The following is a 12,132-nucleotide window of genomic DNA, read 5'->3' as shown; positions in this document are numbered from 1 at the left end:
CATGACGGAAACCGATCTGTCCGCCATCTGGCTAACCCTCAAACTGGCGACATTGACGACTGCCATCCTGCTGATCATCGGGACGCCGCTTGCGTGGAACCTGTCCCATACCCGAGGATGGTGGCGCAGCCCGGTCAATGCACTGGTCGCCTTGCCTTTCGTACTGCCGCCGACCGTGCTCGGTTTTTATCTGCTGATCATGATGGGGCCGAACGGCCCGATCGGGCGCTTCTTTGCATGGCTTGGATTGCCGTCATTGCCATTCAGTTTTTCCGGCTTGCTCCTTGCATCCGTTATTTATTCGCTGCCGTTTGTCGTCCAGCCCTTGCAGAATTCATTTAAGGCAATCGGAAGAGAGCCCCTGGAAGCGGCGGCCACATTACGCGCTTCACCACTGGACACCTTTTTCACGGTCATCTTGCCGATGGCAAAATCCGGATACCTCACCGCCATTGTCATGGGATTTGCCCATACCGTAGGCGAATTCGGCGTTGTCCTGATGATCGGCGGCAATATTCCCGAAAAAACGCGCGTACTGTCCGTAGCGATTTACGATCATGTCGAGGCACTTGAATATACACAGGCATACTGGTTGTCCGGAGGCATGCTGGTTTTCGCATTTCTTGTCCTGCTGGCGCTTTACTTGGTGAACCCGAACAAACGTCCATCATGAACAGCCTTTTTTTCAAAGGGAAAGTCCGTTATCCCGATTATGAACTGAACTTCGATCTGTCGCTTCCCGGATCAGGAATTACAGCCCTTTTCGGCGCGTCTGGCGCGGGAAAATCCACACTGCTGCGTGCCGTTGCAGGACTCGTCAAACCGGAAAACGGCATGATCCGGATAAAAGACAAAACCTGGCAAGACGACAGTTGCCAGCTGTTCATTCCGACTCACAAACGTTCTCTCGGCTTCGTTTTTCAGGATGCCCGTCTGTTTTCCCATTTGAGCGTAACCGACAATCTGCAATACGGCATGAAACGCATCGATACGGAAAACAGAAAAATTTCTCTGGAAAAAGCCGTGGAATTGCTTGGCATCGGTCATTTGCTCGACAGAATGCCGGAAACGCTTTCCGGCGGTGAAAAACAGCGTGTCAGTATCGCCCGTGCGCTGGCGACCAGTCCCCAAATCATGCTGATGGATGAACCGCTGGCTGCGCTCGATATGAAACGGAAATCGGAAATCATTCCCTACCTTCAGCGCCTGAATGAAGAACTCGACATTCCGGTTCTTTATGTCAGTCATGTTCTTGAGGAAGTCAGTTCACTGGCAGATCACCTCGTGTTACTGGATAAAGGACAGATTGTCGCCGCCGGCAAAACAAACGAGATGCTGACCCGTCTCGATTTGCCGCTGGCCTATTATGACACTGCTTCTGCCGTAATCGAGGGAAACATCGTTGAAGAAGACCTGCAGTTTTATTTAAGTACGCTGTCTTTTCCGGGCGGTCAGATCTATCTGCCAATGGGCAGTTTCCGGATAGGACAAAAAGTGCGTTTGCGCATTCAGGCGCGGGATGTGAGCCTGACGACAGAAAAACCGGAGAATACCAGCATCCTGAACATTCTCGACACAACTGTCGTCAACTTTTCAGACAACACCCAGGGCCAGGTCATGGTTGAGCTCGATGCAAAAGGTACTCGCTTATTGTCGAGAATCACAAGCAAATCCGCCAGTATCCTCAAACTGGATACCGGCAAACCCATCTTCGCCCAGGTAAAAGGAATTGCCGTAATCGACTGATTTACCCGGTAAAACTGAAAGCGTTTTCTCCCCGGAACACAAAAATAGCTGTGTCCGGCTGAAAAATGAATATCTCGTTATAATGAATGCAAATAATTCTTGTTACGCTTTTTCGTTACTTCGCAAAAGTGGCAAGAGCACGAAAAAATGATTTGAAAACGAATACACAACTGTTTCCTGATGGAGATTTTTATGAACGATAAAACGAAAATTCCGCAATACGAATTGCTGATCAACGGCCAGTGGGTTCCCCCCGAAAGCGGAAAGTATTCCACTATTCTGAATCCGGCAACCGAAGAAGTTATCGCCCATGTCGCAGCCGGCAGTGAAAAGGATGTCGATATCGCAGCCCGGGCTGCCCGTGCCGCATTAAAAGTCTGGAATGGAATCAGTGCGGCCGAACGGGGAAGAATTCTGAACCGTCTGGCGGATCTGCTTGAAAAACATCAGGAAGAACTGATCGCGCTGGAAAGCCTGAATGCCGGCAAACCGATTTCCAGCGTAAGGCGGCAGGATATGCCAGCTGCCATCGACACCTTGCGTTATTATGCAGGATGGACAGACAAGATCATCGGTCAGGTCATTCCCGCCAGAACCGACGCCCTGACCTATACCGTTCGCGAACCGGTCGGTGTCGTCGGTGCCATTGTGCCCTGGAACTTCCCGATCATGATCGGCATATGGAAAATCGCACCGGCCCTCGCCTGCGGGTGCACACTGATCGTCAAACCGGCTGAACTGACGCCCATGACCGCTATCCGTATCGGTGAACTGGCGCTCGAAGCCGGGGTGCCGCCTGGCGTACTGAACATTGTAACCGGCAAGGGCAGTGTTGTCGGGGATGCGATGGTCGCCCATCCCCAGGTCGATAAAATCACTTTTACCGGATCGCCAAAAGTCGGCAGGGGCATTATGCAGGGAGCCGCTGTCAACTTCAAGAAACTGACACTGGAACTTGGCGGCAAATCGGCCAACATCATTTTCGACGATGCCGATCTGGACAGCGCCATTCGTGGATCGGCGTCAGGCATTTTTTTCAATGCGGGACAGGTTTGCTCAGCCGGATCGCGTATTCTGGTTCATAAAAAAATCCATGACGAAGTGGTTGACCGGCTGATTGAACGTGCCCAAAAAATCAGGATTGGCGATACGGCATCTCCTGACACCATCATGGGGCCGCTGGTTTCCAAAAACCAGTTGAATACGGTCATGGACTACATTGATGTCGGCAGGAAAGAAGGCGCTTGCGTTGCCTATGGCGGCAATCGTGTCGGCGACAGGGGTTTTTACGTTGCGCCGACCATTTTTACCGACGTCAAACATGAAATGCGCATTTCCCAGGAAGAAATTTTCGGGCCGGTTGCCAGTGTGATCCCATTCGAGGATGAAGAAGATGCCATCCGGATCGCCAACGGCACCGCTTTCAGTCTGGCGGCCGGAGTCTGGAGCGCGGACGTCACACGCATTCACAAGGTTGCGCAGGAATTGAAAGCCGGCACGGTCTGGGTCAATACCTACGGCTATACCGATGTCCGTCTCCCGTGGGGCGGCACGGGTGAATCCGGTTTCGGGCGCGAACACGGCGAAGCCGCGCTGGAAAACTTTACCGAACCGAAAACCATCTGGCTGTCGCTGCTGAAACGCTAAAACCGCAAGCGTACCCCCCAAAAAAACCTCTCCCTTTTAAGGGAGAGGTTTTTTGCTGTCTGCCATAACCGCGTATCAGGCCGCTACCGCTTCGTCCACTGCTTTGGCCAGTTTCTGTTTCATCTGTTCATATTCATGAGCCAGATGTTGTTCCGCCCATTTCTGGTCGTCGATTTTATGAACGCGAACAGCGCTGTATTTATATTCCGGCGTCTTGGAATAAGGATCCAGATGCTCGACCGTCAATTCGTTACAGGCCCCGATCCACCATTGATACGTCATGTAAACGGCACCCCGATTCGTCCGTTCGCTGACTTGCGCGCGACTGATCACTTTTCCGCGACGGGATTCCACCCAGACCAGCTGTTGATCCCGGATGCCCAGTTCTTCAGCATCTTTCATATTCATCTGGACATAACCGGGTTCATCCGCCAGCGTCTGCAAGGCCGAACAATTGCCTGTCATGGAACGGCAGGAATAATGACCGACTTCACGAACGGTGGACAGAATCAGCGGGAATTCGCTGTCGATCTGATCCAGAGGCGGTTTCCAGTCCGCCGCGATCAACCTGGCTTTGCCGTTCGGGGTGTTGAATTTGTTCCCCTTGTACATCCATTGCGCGCCGGGATCGTCTTCCGTCAGACAAGGCCAGGGAACATAACCCAGCCCGGCCATCTTTTCGTAAGTGGCACCATAATACAGCGGACACAACTGGCGCATTTCATCCCAGATTTCCTGCGTATTGTTGTACTTCATCGGGTATCCCATGGCGGTCGCCATCAGACTGTGGATTTCCCAGTCGGGCTTGACATCGCCCTTCGGTTCGACAGCCTTGTAGAAACGCTGGAAACCACGGTCGGCTGCCGAATAGACTCCTTCATGTTCGCCCCAGGACGTTGCGGGGAAAATAACGTCCGCCTGCATGGCCGTCTTGGTCATGAAAATGTCCTGAACGATGACCAGATCGAGCTTTTCATACGCCTCGCGAACCGCCGACAGATCCGGTTCCGTCTGCAAGGGATCTTCTCCGAAAATATAAACCGCCTTCAGCTTTCCTTCCTGGACATTGTGTCCGACTTCGGTAATGGGAATCCCTTTTTTGGCCGGAAGCGATTCGACACCCCAGGCTTTCTCGAACTTGGCACGAATTTCCGGATCCTCGACAGACTGGTAACCCGGAAATTGTCCCGGTATTGCTCCCATGTCACAAGAACCCTGAACGTTGTTCTGCCCGCGAACCGGGCCGACACCAACGTTCGGCCGTCCCAAATTTCCGGTAATGACGGCAATATTCGACAACCCCATGCAGGTTTCGACACCTTGCCCCCATTGGGTCACACCCATTCCCCAAAGAATTGTCGCCGACGGGGAAGCGGCATACATGCGGACAGCTTCCCGAACCAATTGAGGATCCAGACCGGTGATTTCCGCCGTATTTTCCGGCGTGTATTGTGAAACGGTTTCCCACATCTTGTCGAAACCTTCGGAATAATTCTCGACATACTCCTTGTTGTAAAGGTTTTCCTCGATCAGAACATGCAGCATGGCGTTGACTAGCGCCATATTGGAACCGTTTTTCATTTGCAGATGAATATCGGCAATACGCGCGGATTCGATCACCCTCGGATCGCAAACAATGATTTTGGCGCCCTTTTGTTTGGCCTTCAGAATGCGACGCGCCACAATCGGATGGGAATCGGCCGCGTTATAGCCGAAAATCAGAAGACATTTCGTGTCTTCGATTTCAACAATTGAATTACTCATGGCACCGCTGCCTACCGTCTGTTCCAGCGCGGTCACCGACGGGCCATGACAGACACGGGCACAACAGTCGATATTGTTTGTGCCTACTGCTGCGCGCGCGAATTTCTGGGCAACATAATTGGCTTCATTGCCGGGGCCACGAGCGCAACCGCTGACGAAAATCGAATCCGGGCCGTACTTTGCCTTGATCTCCATGAGTTTCGAGCTGGCGAAACGGATCGCTTCGTCCCATGAAACGGGCGTGAAACTTTCGCCACGCTTGTAACGGACCATAGGCTGCGTCAACCGGGGAGTCAGCAAGCGGGTATCATTCAGGAATTCCCAGCCATAATAGCCTTTCAGACACAACTCGCCCTGATTGGTAACACCGTTGGCGCCTTCGGCCTTGACGATTTTATTGTTTTCCACCGTAAAGCTGATTTTGCAGCCCGAAGCGCAATAAGGACAAACGACTAGTGCTTTTTTCATAATTCCTCCCAAAACCCGAATCCGACAGCCGGATTGTTTCGCGTCAACAGAATGCATCCGGCGGCAGGCTGAACGCGGATTTTTCACGTTTTTCGTTAATTTTTTCTTCCAGCGTCCCGGTATCGACAATATGCAGCGCCTTTGTCGGACAAACCGAAACGCATTGCGGTCCTCCAGGGACATCAATGCAAAAATCGCATTTCTGTGCGACCCGAACTGTTTTCCGTACCGTCAAAGGCCCCAGTTCGACCTGTTTGACCGGCTTGCTCACGATCTGCATGGCGCCGAACGGACACGCCAGCACGCAAGTCTGGCACCCGATACAGCGTTCACGGATCAACTGGACAGTATTGTCGCGATAGACAAGCGCGTTCGTAGGACATACATTAACACAAGGCGCATTTTCGCACTGGCGACACTGAACGGGTGCAGTGAGTTTCAAACCTTTGACCAACCGCAGTCTCGGCCTGAAATTTTCAGGGGTAAGGTCATTTTCCGCACCGGTCGGGTGCGCCAAAACGCACGCCACTTCACAAGTACGGCATCCAATACATTTATCTGGTTCTGCAATTACAAACCGGTTCATTCTTCTGTCTCCTGCCTGTCCAGTCCATTCTGGAAAGATTCATAAATTAAGGGCGAACCCGTTTCCTGCCTGCTCCGCCAAAGAAAAAAAGAACATCCATGGGAACAATATATAGGAAATTCCGGATTTCTGCCGCCCGCTTGCATTTTGCCAGTTTGCAATTATATTCCATGCCCCTTCATTTCTGTGCGGAACCTTTCATATTTTGATGTTAATATCTATATCCTAACCGAAGTGTTCCCGCAAAAACGCCAGCGGTAAGGTGAGCGGGGCATGAGCAACCCCATATATCTGGCAGACTGACACAACCATGACAACGGAAAATAGTAAAGAAACAGCGAAAAAAACCTGTCCCATCACAGATATTCTTGAAAGCCTGCGCAAGCAACTCCACACGGAAGGCCAGTTACCGGCAAAAATCCGGCCTGCTGTCGCCCGTGTCGCACGCATTGTCACTGAAATAACGCTCGGCAGAGGCAGTGTCGCCAATCTGGAAGAGCTGTCGAAAGCGATTTCCGAACTTGGCGCGATTGCGCCATCCATAGCGAATCCTGTTGCCGCTTCCTTAAAGAAAGATCGTGAAGAATGGGAAAACCATATTGCCGGCAACCTCTGTTCCGCCGGCACCTGTTTTCTTCCCCGTTCCGCGCCATGCCAGGTAGCCTGCCCTGCACATATCGACATTCCCAGCATGATGGCGCGTGTCGGACATGGCGATTATTCGGAATCACTTTCCATTCTGGCGGCCGATACCCCTCTTCCGGATTCCTGTGGCCTTATCTGTCCTGCCCCTTGCGAAGACGAATGCGTGCAAAACGCCGTCAGCGGTGCCGCCGTTTTCATCCGTCCGATGAAACACGTCGCAGCCCGTTGTGCCGACATCAAACCCGATCTGGAAAAAGCCGAGCCAACCGGCAAAAAAATCGCCATTGTCGGTTGCGGCCCCGCCGGCCTTACCGCCGCTTATTATCTGGCGCAAAAAGGCCATGAAGTCGAAATATTCGATGAACGCGAACATGCCGGCGGCATCATGCGTTATGGCATTCCGAATTACCGCCTGCCCGAATATAAACTGAACGCTGAAATCGATGTGGTCAAACAACTGGGCGTCAAAATCCATCTCGGTTACACGGTACGGCAGGCAAGAGAATTTCTGGACAAGGGATACGATGCAACACTGCTGGCAATCGGTTTGCAGAATTCCAAGCGCCTTGGCGTTCCGGGCGACGATCAGGATTTCGTGATCGGTGGCATGGATTTCCTGTCGGCCGTCCGCTCCGGAAAAAATCCGCGAGTCGGGCCTCACGTGATCGTTATCGGTGGCGGCAATGCCGCTATCGACGTCGCCATGACGGCTTTCCGCCAGGGAGCGACCAAAGTCCAGATGTGGTACCGTCGCAACCGCAAACAGATGCCGGCCAATCCGCATGAAGTTGAACTGGCCCTGGCTGAAGGCGTCGAACTGGTCGAATTCTGGGCCCCTACCCGCATTCATCCGGACAAACAGATTGAATTTGAACGTTCCCGTTACGCTCCGGACGCCAAAACGACGCCGCCGGTTACTGTCCGGGCCGACCATATTTTTGCCGGTATCGGCCAGGAAGCTGATCTCAGCTGGCTGGAAGGCACGAAAATCGAAACGGAATGGGGCAATATCGTTTGCGATCCTGTCACGCTGCAAACAGGCGAGCCCGGCATTTTCGCCGGCGGCGACATTGCGCACGGCGCCAGTACGGTTGTTGCCGCAATCGGTTCCGGAAAACGGGCAGCAGAATCCATCCACTCATGGTTGATGGGCGTACCGGCCGATTATGAATCGCTGGAACCGAAACGCCGCGATGAAGTGCCTTTCCTGTCTTCCACACCGGAACACCGTACCTCGCCCAAGCGCGCGCATATCGAGGAAAACGATCCTTCAACCCGCAAATTTTCCCACGATTTCATGCAAAAAGACTGGGATGAGAAAGTGGCTGCGGTGGAAGCGGAACGCTGTTTGCGCTGCGATATCTGCATCGGTTGCGGGCTTTGCGAACTGGCGTGTATCGAAGTCGGGGCCGAGGCGCTGAAGATGGTCGAAACCAAAGGCGGCCGCATGGTTTTCAAGGATTTCACGACTCCTGCTGAAAAATGTATCGGTTGCGGCGCCTGTACGTCGGTCTGCCCGACCGGCGCGATCATTGTGGAAGACCGGGACGGTTATCGGGTAACCGAAATTACCGGAACCGTGGTGCGCAAACAGGCACTGGAAATCTGCTCCTGTTGCGGCGAAACATTCTCCGCTTCGGCAAAACAGTTGCAGCAAACGCGTGACGAACTGGGCAAAATGACCCGCGAGGGCATCCTGTGTCCGGCATGCGCCAGAGCGCGTTCAGCCGAATCCATGAAAGAAATGCAGTGGATGGCGCAACTTTTCTGACGATCTGAAAACGCCGTATCTTTTCAGGTGGCCTGGCGGTTCAATATCCAGTCAACCACCTGATTTTCCTTGTTCAGATCAAGCCACTGAACGGACGGGGGCAAGACTGGCGGCCGTTCCCCGTCTGATGCAACCGCTTCGATATGGCTATTTTCGGGATACATGGGGTCTTTCCCCAGCGACGGCCTGAAAACCTCGATCCGTGGAATAGCGGCATTCCGGAATCCTTCAACCAGTATCAGATCAGCCGGCATCATGCGCGATATGAGTTCCTCAAGCGTCGGTTCCCTCTCGTTTCTCAATTCATGAGCCAGCATGAAACGGTAAGGTGATGCCAACATCACTTCCGCCGCTCCTGCCCTCCGGATCCGGGCGCTGTCTTTCCCGGGCGGTTCCAGTTCGACATCGTGGTGACTGCTTTTAATCACATTCACCCGCAGTCCCATCAGATACAGCAGCGGCAGTACTTTTTCCAGCAAAGTGGTCTTTCCGCTGCCAGACCAGCCGGACAATCCTATCAGGGGATAACGTGGCCTGTAGTTTTCCATATGACAATCATTTATCGACAATCCGCTTTTAAAAAGTGAAATAAAAAATTTATCGGGCAATATCCAGATACTGCCAGTCCGACTGAAGAATGGGATGTTTCTTGAAACCCATTACCCAAGGCCGGACGAGCCAGTTCCGGGTACGCGACACATGAACCGACCAGGCCGTATCCGCTTCCATCTGGCGATTCATTTGTACATAAAGCCGGTTCCGTTCCTCGCCGGGAGGCAGTTTAACCGCCTGTCTGTACAGTTTGTCAAATGCCTTGGAACGGTAACAGGCATGATTGCCCTGCCCTGCGTTTGGACCATACAGCAATTGCATGAAATTTTCCCCTTCCGGATAATCGGCATGCCAGGCTCCGCCCCACATCATCAACCGGCAACCTGCCGCATCTTTCAGATTGTCGGCGAAATTGCCCACATCGAATTCGACCCTGATGCCGATCCGGTCCAGCCCCCGTTTCCAGATTTCGGAAACGACTCGCGAACTGGCGTTGGCCTCGGTTCTTATCCTCAAAACGAGAGGGCTGCCGTCCGGCATCGTCCGGTATCCGTCGGATTGCCGCCTGTAGCCGAAATGATCCAGAAGGCGTGAGGCCAGCTCCGGTTCATAGGCTATGCTGCTCCTGTAGGCAGGTTCGTGCCCGGCAACGCCCGGTGGAATCATCATTTGCGCCTTGCTTGCCTGCCCGTTTCGCAGCAACTCGATTTCCGCCTGCGTGTTGTACGACATGGCTATCGCTCTTCGCAAGGCGATTTTCTCGTTGCTGTAACCACCGGTCACCGGGTCTTTCAGGTTGAAAATGGTGTAAGTGATCTCCGGCTCAACCATGGTGTACTGCCGGATTCCCTGAGCAATGTATTCCTCTTTCAGCTTCCCGTTTTCCAGCGCGACGGGCGCAGCCAGTTGCGGCAGCTTGTCAAAATCGATTTTGCCCTCCTGAAAGGAAAGCCAGCGCGATTGCTCTTCCTCGATAATCGCAATTTCCACCCGGCCTATTTGGGGCATCTTCTTGCCTTTCATGTCGCGCACCAGTTGCTCGTCCCACGCCTCGCCATCCGCTTGGAAATCCCAGACGAATCCCCGGTAATACGGGTTGGCTTCGAGAACGATTTTGCTGCGTGGAACGTATTCCTTCAGCATGTACGGCCCCGTGCCGACAGGATGGAAAGTACTTTTGTTGCCGTAAGCGTCGATAGCTTCCCTGGATACCGCCGCCAGCGCCCCATAGGCCAGAATGTAAAGAAAATTCGAATCCGGCGCATTCAGCCTGATCCGCAGGGTATATCTGTCGATCGCCTGCAAGCCGGAAACCGTGGCGTCATAGTCGAACTGGCCCGTTTTTTTCGCCTTTTCAACCAGATCATCAAGGCCGGTAATTTTTCCCCTTACGAAACTGGCTGAGGGAGAACGGTTTGCCGGATCGACCAGACGCTTGATGGAATAAACGTAATCGGCTGCCGTCAGCTCCCTTTTTTCATGGCCGAAAACGGAATCAGGCGCGAAAAAGATGTTTTTCTTCAGATGAAAGGTATAAGTTCTTCCATCAGAACTGATTTCCGGCATGGATTCCGCGGTATTCGGAATCAGTCTGGCTGGACGCGCCAGATAATCGTATGTCAACAGCGTTTCGAATATCGCGTCTGCTACCCAGCCCGAATAGTAATTTTGTGTCCTCACCATGTCGAATCCGTCATCTGCTGCTTCGAAGACGCTGTGAATCACTTTATGCGGATCGGCGGCAAGCGAAACGCCGCATATGGGCAGGCACACTGACAAAACGAGCGCGCCCGTGAGTTTTCCAAAAATCCGCAACGACATGCGTTCCTTTTTCCGCTTTTGCATGGGTCTGGTTCTATTTTCAATGGTCGCAAGCCGCTTCACTCATGCGGCTTTTTAGACAAGGGCAACGAAACTGTCTGCGTATTTATTTTAAGCATTATAATTTTATGTTTACGCAATTTTTCAAAAAAATTCGATGAAGGTCTTTCGCGGATTCTTGTATGATCCTCCACATGGCCCATGTGCACTGACAATCGGCAATTTCGATGGCGTCCACAAGGGACACATGGTATTGCTTGCCAAACTGCGGGAAGCGGCAGACCGTCTTCATTTGCCGGCCGCCGTGCTGACATTCAATCCGCACCCAAGGCAGTATTTCGCCCTGAAAACCGGAACTTTATCAAGCGCTCCCGCCACCATTACCCCGTTGCGTGAAAAAGTCCAGGCACTGGCGCAATGTTGCGTCGATCAGGTTACGATTGCCCGGTTCAACAATACGGTTTCCAGCCTGTCTCCGGAAGAATTCATAGAAGAAATCCTTGTAAAGGCCTTGAACGTCAGATGGCTCATCATCGGCGAAAAATTCCGTTTCGGAAAAGGACGGACCGGCACGACTGATGAGCTGAAAGAAGCGGGCAAAAGATTCGGTTTTCATGTTGAAGTGTTGCCTGCCGTAATGGATGAAAACGGACGCATTTCCTCGTCCTGTATCCGGCAGGCGCTGGAACAGAGCGATTTTGAAAAAGTATCCGGCCTTCTGGGAAAACCCTATGCCATTTCCGGACATATCGTGCACGGCGATAAAATCGGACGCGATCTGGGTTTTCCGACAGCCAATCTGCCGATACGGCATTACAATCCGATCCTGTCGGGTGTTTTCATCACCCGGGTTCACGGTCTGGAGGAAAAACCGTTGCCGTCGGTCTCCATGATCGGAACACGTCCTACTATCGAAAGCGACCGTCATATCATGCTGGAAACGCACATACTCGATTTCGGCCGCACTTGTTACGGCTCCCTTGTTCAGGTCGAATTTTTGAAGAAATTGCGGGATAATCAAAAATTTCCCGATCTGAACGCATTGAAAAAGGCTATCCAAAACGACGTCGATACAGCCAGATCGTTTTTCGCGAAACAGAAAACATCCGCGTAAAAGTTAACTGAAATGCGA

General features: G+C 52.6%; 9 protein-coding genes and 1 pseudogene. 5 read left to right on the top strand and 5 right to left on the bottom strand.

Annotation, left to right across the window (positions count from 1 at the left end; genetic code table 11):
* Position 1 precedes the first annotated feature (1 nt).
* The 3 genes from modB to OFAG_RS03135 all read left to right on the top strand — a co-directional run bounded on the left by modB (position 2) and on the right by OFAG_RS03135 (position 3,393).
* A complete protein-coding gene (gene modB, locus OFAG_RS03145) occupies positions 2-673 on the top strand; it encodes a molybdate ABC transporter permease subunit (RefSeq protein WP_040719349.1) in 672 nt (223 codons plus the stop codon).
* The gene (gene modC, locus OFAG_RS03140; RefSeq protein WP_005878950.1) at positions 670-1,746 is read left to right on the top strand and encodes a molybdenum ABC transporter ATP-binding protein; all 1,077 of its coding nucleotides are present in this window, start codon (positions 670-672) and stop codon (positions 1,744-1,746) included. Before modB ends, modC begins: the two co-directional genes overlap by 4 nt.
* Positions 1,747-1,938: 192 nt before the next feature.
* Positions 1,939-3,393, top strand: coding sequence for an aldehyde dehydrogenase family protein (locus OFAG_RS03135; RefSeq protein ID WP_020994785.1), 1,455 nt, complete (start codon positions 1,939-1,941; stop codon positions 3,391-3,393).
* 75 nt (positions 3,394-3,468) lie between these two features.
* Here OFAG_RS03135 and fdhF read toward each other — a convergent pair whose 3' ends face one another.
* The 3 genes and pseudogenes from fdhF to OFAG_RS14520 all read right to left on the bottom strand — a co-directional run.
* On the bottom strand, positions 3,469-5,625 hold the full coding sequence (fdhF, locus tag OFAG_RS03130) for a formate dehydrogenase subunit alpha (protein WP_005878946.1): 2,157 nt from the start codon (positions 5,623-5,625) through the stop codon (positions 3,469-3,471).
* A 43-nt stretch (positions 5,626-5,668) separates the two neighbouring features.
* Positions 5,669-6,067: a 4Fe-4S dicluster domain-containing protein gene (locus OFAG_RS03125; RefSeq protein WP_222707673.1), complete on the bottom strand. Its 399-nt coding sequence runs from the start codon at positions 6,065-6,067 to the stop codon at positions 5,669-5,671.
* 78 nt (positions 6,068-6,145) lie between these two features.
* A pseudogene (locus OFAG_RS14520) lies at positions 6,146-6,211 on the bottom strand (4Fe-4S binding protein); the annotation flags it as partial.
* 310 nt (positions 6,212-6,521) lie between these two features.
* Between OFAG_RS14520 and OFAG_RS03120 the strand changes: the two are divergent.
* On the top strand, positions 6,522-8,627 hold the full coding sequence (locus OFAG_RS03120; protein WP_005878943.1) for an FAD-dependent oxidoreductase: 2,106 nt from the start codon (positions 6,522-6,524) through the stop codon (positions 8,625-8,627).
* A 23-nt stretch (positions 8,628-8,650) separates the two neighbouring features.
* On the opposite strand, the gene mobB is transcribed toward OFAG_RS03120, so the two are convergent.
* Complete coding sequence (gene mobB, locus OFAG_RS03115) at positions 8,651-9,175, bottom strand: molybdopterin-guanine dinucleotide biosynthesis protein B (protein ID WP_005878941.1); 525 nt, start codon at positions 9,173-9,175, stop codon at positions 8,651-8,653.
* 49 nt (positions 9,176-9,224) lie between these two features.
* The gene (locus OFAG_RS03110) at positions 9,225-11,000 is read right to left on the bottom strand and encodes an ABC transporter substrate-binding protein (RefSeq protein WP_005878939.1); all 1,776 of its coding nucleotides are present in this window, start codon (positions 10,998-11,000) and stop codon (positions 9,225-9,227) included.
* 157 nt (positions 11,001-11,157) lie between these two features.
* On the opposite strand from OFAG_RS03110, the gene OFAG_RS03105 reads away from it, so the two are divergent.
* Positions 11,158-12,114 carry a bifunctional riboflavin kinase/FAD synthetase gene (locus OFAG_RS03105; RefSeq protein WP_005878937.1) on the top strand — a complete coding sequence of 319 codons (957 nt, stop codon included), beginning with the start codon at positions 11,158-11,160 and terminating at the stop codon, positions 12,112-12,114.
* Positions 12,115-12,132: the final 18 nt, after the last annotated feature.

Source organism: Oxalobacter paraformigenes, assembly GCF_000158475.2.
GTDB classification, from domain to species: domain Bacteria; phylum Pseudomonadota; class Gammaproteobacteria; order Burkholderiales; family Burkholderiaceae_D; genus Oxalobacter; species Oxalobacter paraformigenes.
This window is presented reverse-complemented; position numbering and strand designations above follow the sequence as displayed.